General features: G+C 61.9%; 13 protein-coding genes and 1 pseudogene. All 14 read left to right on the forward strand.

The window, feature by feature from the left end:
* The first annotated feature begins 31 nt into the window (after positions 1-31).
* On the forward strand, positions 32-289 hold the full coding sequence (locus DCO49_RS02500; protein ID WP_116862660.1) for a hypothetical protein: 258 nt from the start codon (positions 32-34) through the stop codon (positions 287-289).
* Between the two features lie 36 nt (positions 290-325).
* Positions 326-2,005: a type IV secretory system conjugative DNA transfer family protein gene (locus tag DCO49_RS02505; protein WP_116862661.1), complete on the forward strand. Its 1,680-nt coding sequence runs from the start codon at positions 326-328 to the stop codon at positions 2,003-2,005.
* A gap of 417 nt (positions 2,006-2,422) precedes the next feature.
* On the forward strand, positions 2,423-2,869 hold the full coding sequence (locus tag DCO49_RS02510; RefSeq protein ID WP_116862662.1) for a hypothetical protein: 447 nt from the start codon (positions 2,423-2,425) through the stop codon (positions 2,867-2,869).
* A gap of 89 nt (positions 2,870-2,958) precedes the next feature.
* Positions 2,959-4,043: pseudogene (locus tag DCO49_RS02515) on the forward strand (type IV secretion system protein).
* Positions 4,040-4,819 carry a TrbG/VirB9 family P-type conjugative transfer protein gene (locus tag DCO49_RS02520; RefSeq protein ID WP_116862663.1) on the forward strand — a complete coding sequence of 260 codons (780 nt, stop codon included), beginning with the start codon at positions 4,040-4,042 and terminating at the stop codon, positions 4,817-4,819. Before DCO49_RS02515 ends, DCO49_RS02520 begins: the two are co-directional and overlap by 4 nt.
* Entirely contained in the window at positions 4,816-6,066 is a 1,251-nt protein-coding gene (locus DCO49_RS02525) for a TrbI/VirB10 family protein (RefSeq protein ID WP_116862664.1), read from the forward strand. The genes DCO49_RS02520 and DCO49_RS02525 overlap by 4 nt, the downstream gene beginning before the upstream one ends.
* Positions 6,067-6,080: 14 nt before the next feature.
* The gene (virB11, locus tag DCO49_RS02530) at positions 6,081-7,124 is read left to right on the forward strand and encodes a P-type DNA transfer ATPase VirB11 (RefSeq protein WP_116862665.1); all 1,044 of its coding nucleotides are present in this window, start codon (positions 6,081-6,083) and stop codon (positions 7,122-7,124) included.
* Between the two features lie 3 nt (positions 7,125-7,127).
* The gene (locus DCO49_RS02535; RefSeq protein WP_116862666.1) at positions 7,128-8,090 is read left to right on the forward strand and encodes a lytic transglycosylase domain-containing protein; all 963 of its coding nucleotides are present in this window, start codon (positions 7,128-7,130) and stop codon (positions 8,088-8,090) included.
* A gap of 73 nt (positions 8,091-8,163) precedes the next feature.
* The gene (locus DCO49_RS02540) at positions 8,164-8,580 is read left to right on the forward strand and encodes a TrbC/VirB2 family protein (protein WP_116862667.1); all 417 of its coding nucleotides are present in this window, start codon (positions 8,164-8,166) and stop codon (positions 8,578-8,580) included.
* Positions 8,573-8,881: a VirB3 family type IV secretion system protein gene (locus tag DCO49_RS02545; RefSeq protein WP_116862668.1), complete on the forward strand. Its 309-nt coding sequence runs from the start codon at positions 8,573-8,575 to the stop codon at positions 8,879-8,881. The genes DCO49_RS02540 and DCO49_RS02545 overlap by 8 nt, the downstream gene beginning before the upstream one ends.
* An 84-nt stretch (positions 8,882-8,965) precedes the next feature.
* Positions 8,966-11,413: a VirB4 family type IV secretion/conjugal transfer ATPase gene (locus DCO49_RS02550; protein ID WP_116862669.1), complete on the forward strand. Its 2,448-nt coding sequence runs from the start codon at positions 8,966-8,968 to the stop codon at positions 11,411-11,413.
* Between the two features lie 25 nt (positions 11,414-11,438).
* On the forward strand, positions 11,439-12,266 hold the full coding sequence (locus DCO49_RS02555) for a hypothetical protein (RefSeq protein WP_133249379.1): 828 nt from the start codon (positions 11,439-11,441) through the stop codon (positions 12,264-12,266).
* 74 nt (positions 12,267-12,340) lie between these two features.
* Complete coding sequence (locus tag DCO49_RS02560; RefSeq protein WP_243402632.1) at positions 12,341-13,486, forward strand: type IV secretion system protein; 1,146 nt, start codon at positions 12,341-12,343, stop codon at positions 13,484-13,486.
* A 61-nt stretch (positions 13,487-13,547) separates the two neighbouring features.
* A complete protein-coding gene (locus tag DCO49_RS02565) occupies positions 13,548-14,063 on the forward strand; it encodes a DUF4189 domain-containing protein (protein WP_116862700.1) in 516 nt (171 codons plus the stop codon).
* Positions 14,064-14,416: the final 353 nt, after the last annotated feature.

Raw genomic sequence — 14,416 nt, forward strand, 5'->3', positions numbered from 1 at the left:
GAGATGTGAACGCCATCACGGAGAAGCATGCATGCAGGAGTACACGCATCAACTCGAGCTGCGCGGCCGCTATCGGCTGGTAGCGGTGACCCACGCGCCGGTGTACGCTCCCGGCGATGTGATCGGTCACGCGGTCATCGTCGATGACGGGGAGCGTCTGACCGATCTGATGTCGCTGGCCGAAGCGCGCCGGTACCTGGAGGTGCTGGAGCGTGAAGAGGGCATCGAGCCCGGGCTGGAGAATGAAACCAACCTGCGGAAACGCGCGTCGCAACGACGCCGCCGCTAGGCCGTCGCGCCTCAGTGCGCATCATGGAGGATTCGGGTGTTGCCCAGTAATAAGTTCCTGACCATCGCCATCGCTACGGTGGTCGCCCTGCTGCTTGGTTTCGCGTTGTCCGGCTACCTGACGCTGTTGCTGCTTGGCCTGGACACCAAGCTGTTCACCTGGAATACCTACTACCAGTACTACAACGCACTGGGCCAGCCACAGGTCGCCCCGTTCGTGGGCAAGATCAGGTGGGCCGGCTACCTGGGCTTCGGCCTGCCGCTGCTGATCGTGCTGGTGGGCAGCCTGGTGTGGCTGCTGAAGAAGGAAAAGAAGTCGCTGCATGGCGACGCGCGCTTTGCCACCGGTGCCGACCTGGCCAAGCACGGCCTGTACAAGAAGTCAGACCAGAGCATCGTGGTCGGCAGCCATGGCGGCAAGCTGGTGCGCCTGGACGGCCAGCAGTTCGTGATCCTCGCCGCGCCGACCCGCTCGGGCAAGGGCGTGGGCGTGGTCATCCCGAACCTGCTCGAGTACGGCGAGTCGCTGGTGGTGCTGGACATCAAGCAGGAGAACTTCGACCTGACCAGCGGCTGGCGCGCCAGTCAGGGGCAGGAGATCTACCTGTTCAATCCCTTCGCCGAAGACCGCCGCACGCACCGCTGGAACCCGCTCAGTTACGTGTCCGACGATCCGGCCTTCCGCATCTCGGACCTGATGAGCATCGGCGCCATGCTGTACCCCGATGGTGCCGAGGACCAGAAGTTCTGGGTCAGCCAGGCCCGCAATGCCTTCATTGCCTTCACCCTTTACCTGTTCGAGAACTGGGATGACGAGCGCGCCAGTGGCTTCCCCGGCGGCCAGGGCACGCCCACGCTGGGCGCGGTGTACCGCCTGTCCTCGGGCGATGGCACCGAGCTGAAGAAGTTCCTCAAGAGCCTGTCCGAACGGCCGTTCCTGAGCAGCAATGCGCGCTCGGCCTTCGCCAATATGCTGTCCCAGGCCGATGAGACCTTCGCCTCGATCCTGGGCACCTTCAAGGAACCGCTGAACGCCTGGGTCAATCCGGTGCTGGACAAGGCCACCAGTAGCAACGACTTCCTGCTCACCGACGTGCGCAAGAAGAAGATGACCATCTACATCGGCATCCAGCCCAACAAGCTGGCCGAGAGCCGCCTGATCATCAACCTGTTCTTCAGCCAGCTGATCAACCTCAACACCAAGGAACTGCCCAAGTCCAACCCGGACCTGAAGTATCAGTGCCTGTTGCTGATGGACGAATTCACCTCGATCGGCAAGGTCGACATCATCGCCTCGGCGGTGTCCTACATGGCCGGCTACAACGTGCGCCTGCTACCGATCATCCAGAGCATGTCGCAGCTGGACGCGACCTATGGCCGGGAGATCTCCCGCACCATCATCACCAACCACGCGCTGCAGATCCTCTACGCGCCGCGTGAGCAGCAGGATGCCAACGACTATTCGGACATGCTGGGGTACACCACCATCCGCAAGAAGAACGTCACCCACGCGCGTGAGAAGACCCACAGCTTCACCGAAGAGCGGCGTGCGCTGATGCTGCCTCAGGAACTGAAGGCGATGGGCCCGGACAAGGAAGTATTCCTCTACGAAGGCATCCCGCATCCGGTGAAGTGCGACAAGATCCGCTACTACAAAGATAAATATTTCACGTCGCGTCTACTGCCAAAAGTGGAAGCTCCTGTTCTGAATTTGTGAGGAAGCCGCATCCGACTGGCCGAAAAACGTGGTCTCACAAATATAAATTTGTGAGACGCGTCAAGAAAATGCCATACGTTCGTGCAATTCAGACTTGTCTGACATTGAATTGACGCGTGGTTGTGCCAGTCTATGCACGGCGCGAGGACCTTTTGGTTCAGCTCGCTTTCAGAAGTGGCCAGGAGTTTCAGCCATTGGAACAGGGATGGTTCCGAAGTTGGTGAGGGTGCGAGAGGACGGGTTGGTGTAACCGTTTTCAGCAACCTGGTTGGCGGTCTTCGGGCCGCCGGGGAGCCGTCGTGAAGCCGCGCGTACGCGTCGGGTTCCCGACGCGTGTCCGGTTGGCATAATGCCAAGCCGGAGCAGCCAGGGGACCAACATCGGGACTGCTTTTTCGTACGTCAAAGTGAAGCCCGTATGAATCAGGCGTTTATTGCAAAGTTGTCCATCGCCGCAGCAGCGGCGGTGATGGTGGCCGGATGTGCTACCAAGCCCGCACCCGATTTCGGCGGCCGGTGGAAGCCGGTCAACCGTTTCGCGGAAACCCCTACCGAGATTCCGCTGTATTCCAGCTACGTGTACCAGGCCTCGCCCATGGACGGCACGCTCAAGGGCATGCTCGACCGATGGGCCAAGGATTCCGGCCGCACGCTGGATTATCGCCTCAGCTCGGATTTCACCCTCTACGGAGCGGTGACGCGGATTGATACGACCAACGCGCAGCAGGCTGTGATCGATGTCACGTCGGCCTACTCGGCGCAGGGTGTTTCCGTGTCCATCGTCGGCAACCAGATCGTCGTGCAGAGCGCCGGATCGACGCCGACCGCGTCGGCCCAGGGCCCTGATCCGGACAGCGGCAGCTGAGTCATCCAGGAAACCATCGAACATGCTGCACCCCGCGCCTGGCGGAGGGGCGTTGCACCCATTGATGTTTCAGCAGTACGGAAGAATCCATGTTCCGCAAGAAGGATGCAGGCAACAGCCAGAAGGTCGAGCAGTCGGTCGCCAAGGCGGTCAGCTACGAGATCACCGTGGCCGACATGGCACGCCGCAGCGAGCGGCGCGCGTGGTGGGTGGCTACCGCATCGTTGCTGATGTCGCTGGCCTTGGCCGGTGGCTACTACTACATGCTGCCGCTGAAGGAGAAAGTGCCGTTCCTGGTGATGGCTGACGCCTACACCGGCACTGCCACCGTGGCGCGCCTGCGCGGCACGTTCCAGGGCGAAACCATCACCACCAACGAAGCGGTCAACCGCAGCAACGTGGCCCAGTACGTGCTGGCGCGCGAGTCCTACGATGCGGCGGTGATGGGCCTGCGCGACTGGGAACTGGTCTTCGTGATGTCCACCGATGCGGTGGGCGCGAGCATGAAGCAGCGCTATGCGGGCAACAATCCGCAGAACCCGTTCGTGATGTATGGCCGCGGCAAGGCCATCCGCGTGAAGATCCTCAGCATCACGCCGCTGGCCGCACAGGCCAACGGCAGCTTCCGCGGTGCGTCCGTGCGCATCCAGCGCAGCCTGCTGGACAAGCGTACCGGTATCGCGACCTACCTGGACAACCAGCTGGTCACGATGCGCTTCGAGTACAACCAGAACCTGGCCTTGTCCGAACAGGATCGCGTGCTCAACCCGTTGGCCTTCCAGGTCACCGAGTACCGCGTCGACAACGATTACGCCCGCGGCGTGCCAGTGCCCGACGAGGGCGCGATGCAGCAGCAGGCGGACGCAGCGCAGCAGGCGCAGCAGGCTGCTGCGCAGGCACAGGGCATGTACGACCCGAACGGCCCGGCCGCGGCACCCATGGTTGATCCGGCCACTGGCCAGCCGATGCAGGGCCAGCCGATGCAGGGTCAGCCGATGCAGGGTCAGCCGATGCAGCGCCAGCCGATGCAGGGCCAGCCGATGCAGCAAGCGCAGCCGATGCAGGGACAGCCGCAGGGCATGCAGCCCCCGCAGGCGCAGCCGATGCGGGGTGGGTAATGAACCGCGCACAGAACCAATCCACCGGAAATGCTGATGGAGCAAGCAACCGATGAGTAGTCGAAAAGTCAGGGGGAGCGCATTGGCGCTGCTGTCGTTGCTGTCGCTGGTGTTTTCCACCGCGGCGATGGCGCAGGCAGTGGACCGATACGAGTATGAGAAGGACCGGATCTACCCGGTTCGTACCGGCCTGGGTCTGACCACCCAGATCGAGCTGAGTCCGAACGAGAAGATCCTCGACTACAGCACCGGCTTCAGCAGTGGCTGGGAACTGACCCGTCGGGAGAACGTGTTCTACCTCAAGCCGAAGAACGTCGACGTCGACACCAACATGATGGTTCGCACCGAGACCCATTCCTACATCTTCGAACTGAAGGTGGTGGCGACCGACTGGCGCCAGCTGGAACAGGCCCGCCGTGCCGGCGTGCAGTACAAGATCGAGTTCGTCTACCCGAACGAGACCGTGTTCGGCGTGGCCCAGGAAGCGGTGGAAGAAGAAGCCAAGCCGCTGCTGAGCACCGAATTGGCCAAGGATCGCCAGTACAACTTCAACTACTCCTATTCGACCAGCAAGGCGAAGAAGATGGGGTGGTTGATTCCGGTGCACGCCTACGACGACGGCCGTTTCACCTACCTCAAGCTGCCGAATTCGCCGGAGTACAAAACCGGCATTTTCCCGGCAGTCTTCGGGCGCGAGAAGGAATACGGTGAGGACTTCGTGGTCAACACCACCGTTGAGGGCAACACGCTGATCGTGCACGGGACGTACCCGTACCTGGTCATCCGCCACGGCGACTTCGTCGTCGGTCTGCGAAGGAACGTGAAGAAATGAGCCAGCAGAACACTCCGGGCAACGACCCGAATCCGTCGCCGTACGGGCAGGACCCGGCGGGCCAGGAGACGTCCTCCAACCCGTACTACGGATCCACGCAGGCTGAAACCGCGCCCGACCTGGATGCCAGCGCGCCGCAGCTGCGCACTTCCGAAGAGCAGCGCCTGAACCGCAAGGCCCTGTTGTTCCTGGGCGGCATCCTGGTGCTGGTGCTGGCGATGGGCTTCCTGCTGCTGCGCAAGGGGCGTGACGACAGCGCTGACGCAGAGGCGCCCCGTCAGGTCGCACGTGCCAGCACGCCGGATCTGCCGTCCATGGCGCCCGCTGCGCCGCCGCCGGCCCAGGAAACCGCCGAGCCGATTCCGATGCTGCCGCCTCCGCCGCAGGAAGCCATGGGACCGACCTACATTCCGCGCTCGGAACCCGCCGAGCGTGAGGTCAACCGTGGTCCGAGCCTGATGGACCGTCGCATCGCCGCCGGCGGTGGCGTCGGCACGGGTGATGGCGGCCAGGGCGCGGAAGGCGCTGCTGCCAACGAAGATCCGTACCTCGCTGCGACGATGGCAGCGCTGCAGGGGCAGAACGGCAACGCTGCGCCGGCCAGGGTCCGTCGTGGGCCGGACGTCGACAACATTTCCAGTGCCACCTACATCCAGAGCCCCGATGCGCTGCTGGTGCGCGGCACGTATCTGCGCTGCGTGCTGGAAACCCGCATCATCACCGACCTGGCCGGTTACACCTCCTGCCTGCTCACCGAGCCGGTCTACTCGGTCAACGGTCGCAGCCTGCTGCTGCCGAAGGGTTCGAAGATCTACGGTGCCTACGGTGGCGGCCCCTCGGGCAAGCGTGTCGAGGTCATCTGGGACCGAATCACCACGCCCAATGGTATCGACGTGGCCATGTCCAGTCCGGGCGTCGATGGGCTGGGTGGCGCAGGTCATCCGGGTCAGTACAGCGCGCATTGGGGTAGCCGCATCGCCTCGGCGCTGATGATCAGCCTGATTGCCGACGCCTTCAAATACGCCGCTGCAGAGCACGGCCCGGAGTCGACCACCATCGGCAGTAATGGGTTCGCCGTGCAGTCGCCTTATGAGAGTGCCACCGCACGCACCATGGAACGCCTGGCCAACGAGGCGCTCAGCGAAGGCCGTCGCCCGCCGACGGTCACCATCAACCAGGGCACCATCGTGAACGTCTACGTCGCCAAGGACGTTGACTTCACCAACGTGCTCAACCCGCGCCGGTAACCGACAGAACGACCATGGACGCCGAAGTGTCACCCCTCGCCCTCGTCTCCAGCGATTTCCTGCGCTATCAGTACGAAGTGCTGGGCATCGCCGAGTACATGACCTCGCCTGAAGTGACGGAAATCTGCATCAACCGGCCGGGCGAGCTGTACCTGGAGACGCGGGCGGGGTGGCAGCGTGTGGATGTCCCGGGCCTGACCTTCGAGCGGGCCCGGCAGTTCTGCACCGCCGTGGTCAACGAGAGCAACACCGGCCAGCGCATCACCGATGCCGATCCGGTCGTGTCGCTCACCTTCCCGACCGGGCAGCGTGCGCAGTTCGTGATTCCACCGGCGTGCGATGCCGGCAAGGTGTCGATCACCATCCGCCTGCCGTCCAAGCAAACCAAGTCGCTCACCCAGTACAACGAGGATGGCTTCTTCGCCCAGATCCTCGAACAGGATGGCAGCCTGAGCGAGCAGGATCGCGAGCTGCTGGAGCTGCGGCATACCCGCGAGTACGCCGAGTTCTTCCGGCGCGCGGTGATGTACCGCAAGAACATCGTCGTCTCCGGCGCGACCGGCAGCGGCAAGACCACCTTCATGAAGGCGCTGGTCAACCACATTCCGGACAGCGAGCGCCTGGTCACCATCGAGGATGCCCGCGAGCTGTTCCTGACCCAGCCCAACGTGGTGCACCTGCTGTATTCGAAGGGCGGGCAGAGCGCGAGCAACGTCACCGCCAAGAGCTGCATGGAAGCCTGCCTGCGCATGAAGCCCGAGCGCATCATCCTGGCCGAGCTGCGCGGCGATGAAGCCTTCTACTTCATCCGCAATTGCGCGTCCGGTCACCCCGGTTCGATCACCAGCTGCCACGCCGGCAGCCCGGAGCAGACCTGGGACCAGCTGGCGCTGATGGTCAAGGCATCCGCCGAAGGCTCCGGCCTGGAATTCAACGTCATCAAGCGCCTGCTGATGATGACCATCGATATCGTTGTGCACATCAAGGCGCATGCCGGCGCGCGCTACATCACCGGCATCGACTTCAATCCTGGGCGTGCCCAGGGGCAGGAGGGCTGAACCATGCTCCCAGGACTGGAAATGATGGCGTGCCCGGAAATGGCCGTCTCCATGGACGTGATGCAGCACGTCATCAACGTCGAATCCTCGCGCAACCCCTATGCCATCGGCGTGGTGGGTGGTGCCTTGGTGCGCCAGCCCAAGGCGCTGGATGAAGCGCTGGCGACGGTGCGCATGCTGGAAGAGAAGGGCTACAACTTCTCCGTCGGCCTGGCCCAGGTCAACCGCTACAACCTTGGCAAGTACGGCCTGGACTCCTACGAAAAGGCCTTCCAGCAGTGCGCGAACCTGCAGGCCGGCTCCCGCATCCTGGCCGAGTGCTACAAGCGCTCGGGGCAGGACTGGGGCAAATCTTTCAGCTGCTACTACTCGGGCAACTTCGAGACCGGCTTCCGCCACGGCTACGTGCAGAAGATCTACGACTCGATGCGCCGTGGCCAGCAGCTGGCCAGCAATGGCGTGGCGCCCATCGACGTGGTCAACCGCGGCGAGCGCCGCGTCGTCAAGGTCGAGCACCACCCGCAGAGCGTCTCGCCGATGGACGCGCGGATCGTGGCGCAGAACACCGCGCCGGTTTACGTGCCCTCCAATGACCCGGCGCGTGCCTATACGGTCTACCCTTCCGCCGGCGCGATGGCGCGCGGCAGTCTGCTGAACATCGCCGACCAGGCCTTGTCGCGGGTCGTGCTGGGTTCGGTTGATCGCGCGATGCAGCCGCAGGCGCAGGCGCCTCAAGGCTTGCCGCAGCAGTTCCCGCAGGCAGCGGCGCAGCAGCCTTCCCTGGCCATGCCGCAGCAGCTGCCGGGTGCTGTCGCGGCGGGTGGCGATGCTCCGGTGATGCTCCGCCCTTGGAGTGAGCGCAACCAGCCGGTCGCGGCACCTGGCAATGCCTACAACGCACCGGCGGCGGCACCTGCCGCGCCAGTTCAACAGATTCCCGCAGGGGATGCGGCCTTCGTGTTCTGACGAAGTCGTGGTGCGACTGGTCCCCCGGCCGGTCGATTCAGTTGTGTTAGTCCATCAACAAGGAAATCCATCCATGAAGCGTTTCAATCTCGACGTCGTACAGGCCCAGCGCACGCTGAAGACCATGCTGATGGCCGTCGCATTTGCGGGTGCTGTCCTCGCACCTGAGGCGTTCGCCAACAACGTCAACTACGGTGGTACCGATGGCAAGGTCTGCGGCTTCTTCGGCAGCGTCAACGGCCTGCTCAACATGGCTTCGATCGCCGTCGTCACCATCGCCGTGATCTTCGCAGGCTACCAGATTGCCTTCGCACACAAGCGTATTGGCGATGTCGCACCGATCCTGATCGGTGGCGTGCTGATCGGCGCTGCTGGCCAGATCGCCAAGATGCTCCTGGGTGATGAGTTCGGCGAGTGCAATGCAACCAGCGGCAACGGCGGCATGGCGCTGATGGTCATCAAGAACGTCGCTCAGTACTACGGTGCATAAGAACGTCGTTTTTCGCGGCTGCACTCGCCCTGCGATGTTCCTGGGCGTGCCCTACCTGCCGTTCTTCATGGTGGCCGGTGGGTTGCTGCTGCTCAGCATGTACACGAACTTCTGGTTCCTGCTCACCATTCCGGTCGCGGTTTTCATCATGCGACAAATGGCCAAGCGTGACGAGATGATCTTCCGGCTGCTGGGATTGCGCTTGATGGTCAAGCTCCGGGTTCGAAACGCACGTGAGCACGACGGCATGTGGGTGTTCAGCCCGAATCACTACCGCGACAAGCCGGCCCGAATGGATTGAGGGTCGGTAGGGAACCGACGGGCGTCCAGCGCCCGTCGGCTCCTGACGAGAATTCCTTCGCAGTACCTCTTTGGAAGCAGTCGTATGTTCAGCCCAGATACCTCCATCAGCGAATTCATTCCCCTGTCGTCGCATGTAGCCCCGAACGTGGTGAAGACCACGGGCGGCGATTACCTGTTGACCTGGCATCTGGAAGGGCTGCCGTTCGTCGGTCGCGAGGAGTGGGAGCTGGAGCACCGGCACAATACGTTCAACCGGCTGCTGCAGACCCTGCGCGCGCCGGATTTCGTCAACGTCGCCTTCTGGGTGCACGACATCCGCCGTCGCCGCACGCTGAAGGGAAAGAGCACGTTCAAGCAGCGCTTCAACCAGGACGTATCCGACCAGTACATGGGCATGCTGTCCTCGCAGCGCATCATGCAGAACGAGCTCTACCTGACGATGATCTATCGCCCGGTCGTGGCCGGTAAGCGCTTCGTCGAGAAGTCGGCCAATGTCGACAAGCTGCGTGCAGAGCAGGAACAGGCCGTCGAAAAGCTGCTGGAGCTGGCCGGCAACGTCGAAGCTGTCATTCGCGATTACGCGCCGTATCGCATGGGCATGTACGAAGCAAAAAACGGTGTGGTCTTCTCCGAAACGCTGGAGCTGTTCGGCTACCTGATCAACCGCATCGATGAGCCGGTTCCGGTGCTGTCCGCCCCGGTGAAGGACTATCTCCCGGTCAGCCGGCACATGTTCTCGGCGAAGACCGGTGACTTCGTCATCAATACCCCCAATGGCGCCAACCACTTCGGCGCAATCCTGAATATCAAGGAGTATGCCGAGGGTACCTACCCGGGCATCCTCAATGGGCTGAAGTACCTGGACTATGAGTACGTCATCACCCATTCGTTCAGCCCGATGGGTCGCCAGGACGCACTGAAGGTGCTTGACCGCACCAAGGGCATGATGATCTCCTCGGGCGACAAGGCCGTCAGCCAGATCGTTGAACTCGACCAGGCCATGGACCAGCTGTCTTCGGGCAACTTCGTGCTGGGCGAGTACCACTTCATCATGACCGTGTATGGCGACAGCCAGGCCACGCTGTCTCAGAACGTCGCCACCACGCGCGCCGAGCTGTCCAATGCCGGCTTCGTATCGACCAAGGAAGACTTGGCCGTCACGTCCTCGTTCTACTCGCAGCTGCCGGGCAACTGGCGCTACCGCACGCGTCTGGCCAATGTCAGCTCGCTTAACTTCCTCGGCCTGTCGCCGCTGCACAACTTCGCCACCGGCAAGCAGCACAACAACCCGTGGGGCGACTGCGTGACGACACTGCAGACCACCAACGGCCAGCCGTACTACTTCAACTTCCACGCCACCCACCCGTCGGAAAACTCACTGGGTGAGAAAGCCATCGCCAACACCATGGTGATCGGTAAGTCGGGTACCGGTAAGACCGCGCTGATCAACTTCCTGCTCAGCCAGGTACAGAAGTACGACCCGTCGCCGACCATCTTCTTCTTCGACAAGGACCGCGGTGCGGAGATCTTCGTGCGCGCCTGCGGTGGCAACTACCTGGCCCTGGAGAACGGCGCGCCGACCGGCTTCAATCCGTTCCAGTGCGAGAACAATGAAGCCAACGTGCAGTTCCTGGCCGACTTGATCAAGGTACTAGCCGGCAAGCGTGAATACAGCGCCCGTGAGGAAGAGGACATCTACCGCGCGGTGGAGAGCATGCTCGACACGCCGATGCACCTGCGCAGCATGACCAACTTCCAGAAGAGCCTGCCCAACATGGGCGACGATGGTCTCTACGCGCGCATGCGCCGCTGGACGTCGGGCAATTCGCTGGGCTGGGTGTTCGATAACCCGGTCGACACCGTGGACCTGAGCAAGGCCAACATCATCGGCTTTGATTACACCGACATCATCGACAACCCTGAAGTGCGCGTGCCGGTCATCAACTACCTGCTGCACCGCCTGGAGTCGCTGATCGACGGTCGTCCGCTGATCTACGTGATGGACGAATTCTGGAAAATCCTGGATGGCGAAGGTGGCCTGAAGGAATTTGCCAAGAACAAGCAGAAGACCATCCGTAAGCAGAATGGCCTGGGCATCTTCGCTACGCAGAGCCCGGAGGACGCGCTGAAGAGCGACATCTCCGCGGCGCTGATCGAGCAGACTGCCACGCTCATCCTGTTGCCGAATCCGAACGCAAGCAAGAGCGACTACATGGATGGCCTCAAGCTGACCGAGGCGGAGTTCCGGGTGGTCACCGCACTGGACGAGCGCTCGCGCTGCTTCCTGGTCAAGCAGGGTCACGCCTCCAGCGTCTGCCAGCTCAACCTGCGCGGCATGGATGACATCCTGTCGGTGATCTCCGCGTCCACCGACAACATCGACGTGATGCACCGCGTGCTGCAGACCGCAGCCATTCGTGCGCGCGTGACGGTGGACGAACTGACGCCGGAGCAGTGGCTGGAAGATTTCTACAGGAATCGGAAGGGCTCGGGCAAGGCCAGGGCGGCCGCCGAAACCGATGCGGCCTGAGCGCCGAATGACAAGGACGACAATGATGAAACCCATCTTCGTGGAGAACGACATGAGCAAGGCGAACCACAACCGCACCTCCGGCCGCACCCTGCGCCAGAAGCGCCTGGCAGCCCTGTTGCTCGGCAGCATGGCGGTTTTCTCCACCACCCCGGCAGGGGCGAGCGGCTATCCGGTGTTCGACTTCAGCGCCCTCATCCAGGCCTTGAAGGACTTCAAGCAGTCGAACGCGCAGCTGATCGCCGACGGCAAGGAATATGGCGAGCAGATCAGTCGTTGGAACAGGACGCTCCAGGAATATCGCGACGCGATGGTCAAGATCCAGGGGCTGATGAACAACTTTGGCTTGCCTCCGGGGGCTACGTTGGAGCGCGTGCCTGACGACTACATGGTTGCGGAGGTGTGCCGGACCTCGGGCGGCTTCAGCGCCACAAGCCTGTTGAAGAAGTTTGTGCTCGACACCTCCGGTGACCTCTACGCGCAGCAACAGCAGCTCTGCGTGAACATCCAGATGATGGAGAACCGCAAGCGCAATGAGACCGTCGACTTCATGGAGAAGACGATCCCCAGCGTGGACAAGACGTTGAGTGAAATCATGGGGTGGCGTATGGGCGGGAGTGGAAACCTGTCCGGTACGGTGAGCGCAGTCAACAGCGATTCGCTTCGAACTGCTAACGAGATATCCGTGTTGCAGCAGAAATGGGAAGCACGCATGCGCTCCTATGACGCCTATCAGCAGTCGATGATGGCCAACCAGCGCGTACTCGCGCGCGTAGCGCTGAAGGGTAAGCCGGGGATTATGTCGCAATTGGTCAAGACCGCTGCGCTGAAGGGCGCACTGAGCGTCGATTGACGCAGATCGGGGCCGGCGCGGGTGCGCCTGTCCCATGAGGTTGTCGGATAGGGATACATCAAGGGATTGCGGAAATGCTCAGGTCGATTGCCAATTTTGATTTCAACGGCGGATTCCAGGATTTGATGGGGCACGTGGCACGTGTCCAGTCGATCGGGGATTTCGTGTTCTTCAAGTTCATCTTCGACTTCCTGCGAAGCAAGATAAACAAGTTCGGCATCGACATGATGGGGCACATGATGCAGTGGGTCGGCGGCATCGCCCTCACGCTCATGACTCTGTGGGTACTGGTGCAGGGCTTCCGCATCATCACCGGCCGCAGCCGCGATTCGATGATGGTGCTGGTGACCAACATGGCCCGCGCTGCGCTCATCGTCAGCGTTGCGACGACCATGGGCATGTTCGGCACCGACCTCCATCGCTTCCTGACCCATGACGTCAAGGAAGAGATCACCCAGGTCGTCACCGGTTCGGACGAATCACCCGAAGACCAGATCGACAAGAGCCTGGCTTGGATGCAGGTCGCGCTGTCCAGCATCGATGCCATCCAGATCATGAACGATGGCGAGTTGCTGGAAGACAAGAAGCGCGCGCTGTTCTTCATCGGTATGGGTACCGCCGGTCCGGCGATCACTGCCGGTGCCATGCTGATGCTCTATGAGATCGCAATGGCATTGTTCATCGGCTTCGGTCCGCTGTTCATTCTGTGCCTGCTGTTTGAACAGACGAAGCAGCTGTTCCAGCGCTGGCTCTTCTATGGGCTCGGAACCATGTTCTCCATGGCGGTGCTTGCGGCGATGGTGTCCATCGCGCTGGACATGGTGGTGCGCGTGGCCGCGACATTCTGGACAACCGCACTGGTGCAGGAGTTCATCCTGAAGGAAAGCATGTCCGACGGCATGACCAGCCAGGCCATGCAGCAGGGCGGTATGGGTTTGATCCTCACGGCGCTGATCCTGACTACACCCCCAATGGCCGCGATGTTCTTCCAGGGCACCCTCGGTACCTTCATGGCATATTCGCAGATAGGCGGTGGCGCGAGTGCTTCGCCGAGCGCTGATGGTCGTCCGCCGGGTATGTCGGCGCCGCCGCCGACGGCTCCGGCTGCGGACGGAAGCCACGGTCAAGCGCAGCACAACGCAACAATGCCGCGGCTCGATGGCAGTCACGGGGCGGCAGTTCAAACCCCAGGTGCACGAGGCAATGCGTCGGGTCATTAAATTGGCTTCGCGGGTAACTATAGATATTGAGGTTTTTATGGGCTTTTCCGCTTTGCGCACAATGGGTCAGCTTGGACTTGGTCTTGTTTTCCTTTTGGGCATTAGCTATTTCCATAACGTAAGTGCAGAGGGGCGCTGCCCTCCGGGCCAGTACCCGATCGGAGATCAGGGGGTAGGAGGCTGCGCTCCAATTCCAGGCGCCGGTGGTGGCGCCCGCGAGCCTGAACCTGCGGGACAGTGGCATAAGACCTGGGGGGCAATTGCTTCGTCCGATGCGACCGCAGATGCTGGTGTTGCGACGGGGCGCCTAAGTAAGGAGAACGCAGAACAGATGGCTCTGGCAGACTGCGGGAGGCGCGGTGCGTCCGATTGCCGGGTCATCTATACATATCGGAATCAATGCGTTGCTTGGTTGGTTCCCAGTACTCAGGATGGGTCTTCTCGCGCCGGTCTTGCCAGTGCCAAGGACTCTGCGGAGGCGCGTAAGTATGCCCAACAGTCGTGCGTTGATACCGGTGGAAAGGCGTGTACGGTCGCATACGAGAATTGCACGAAGCCGGTATATGAATCGTTCTGACCGGCTGACGTGATCGAGGCACTGGACGCTAGCGGAGATCGCTTTGGCATCGAAAAGGTACATGCTCTTAGGCGTGGTCCTGTTTGGTCAGTTGACGCCAGTAGTGGTGATGGGCGAGGGCCGCTGCTTTCCGGGCCAGTATCCGATCGGTGATCAGGGGGTTGGCGGTTGCGCTCTCATCCCCAGCGCGACGGGGCAAGGGGCGGCACAACCTACTGGTCATTGGGTCACTACTTGGGGTGCGATTGCAAAGGATGAGAAGCCAACGCGGGATACAAATCTCGCCATTGGTGTGGTTGAGTCCGTAGCAACCAAGGAAGAGGCGAGCCGGATCGCGTTGTCTCGATGCGTGC

Origin of the sequence: Stenotrophomonas sp. SPM (genome assembly GCF_003105135.1) — a bacterium.
In the GTDB taxonomy this organism is placed as follows: Bacteria; Pseudomonadota; Gammaproteobacteria; order Xanthomonadales; family Xanthomonadaceae; genus Stenotrophomonas.

What these genes read in the sequence shown, in the direction of transcription:
- virB11 (WP_116862665.1), top strand. Translation starts at nt 6,081, where the DNA reads ATGGACGCCGAAGTGTCACCCCTCGCCCTCGTCTCCAGCGATTTCCTG.
- DCO49_RS02525 (WP_116862664.1), top strand. Translation starts at nt 4,816, where the DNA reads ATGAGCCAGCAGAACACTCCGGGCAACGACCCGAATCCGTCGCCGTAC.
- DCO49_RS02520 (WP_116862663.1), top strand. Translation starts at nt 4,040, where the DNA reads ATGAGTAGTCGAAAAGTCAGGGGGAGCGCATTGGCGCTGCTGTCGTTG.
- DCO49_RS02540 (WP_116862667.1), top strand. Translation starts at nt 8,164, where the DNA reads ATGAAGCGTTTCAATCTCGACGTCGTACAGGCCCAGCGCACGCTGAAG.
- DCO49_RS02560 (WP_243402632.1), top strand. Translation starts at nt 12,341, where the DNA reads ATGCTCAGGTCGATTGCCAATTTTGATTTCAACGGCGGATTCCAGGAT.
- DCO49_RS02535 (WP_116862666.1), top strand. Translation starts at nt 7,128, where the DNA reads ATGCTCCCAGGACTGGAAATGATGGCGTGCCCGGAAATGGCCGTCTCC.
- DCO49_RS02500 (WP_116862660.1), top strand. Translation starts at nt 32, where the DNA reads ATGCAGGAGTACACGCATCAACTCGAGCTGCGCGGCCGCTATCGGCTG.
- DCO49_RS02510 (WP_116862662.1), top strand. Translation starts at nt 2,423, where the DNA reads ATGAATCAGGCGTTTATTGCAAAGTTGTCCATCGCCGCAGCAGCGGCG.
- DCO49_RS02555 (WP_133249379.1), top strand. Translation starts at nt 11,439, where the DNA reads ATGAAACCCATCTTCGTGGAGAACGACATGAGCAAGGCGAACCACAAC.
- DCO49_RS02550 (WP_116862669.1), top strand. Translation starts at nt 8,966, where the DNA reads ATGTTCAGCCCAGATACCTCCATCAGCGAATTCATTCCCCTGTCGTCG.
- DCO49_RS02565 (WP_116862700.1), top strand. Translation starts at nt 13,548, where the DNA reads ATGGGTCAGCTTGGACTTGGTCTTGTTTTCCTTTTGGGCATTAGCTAT.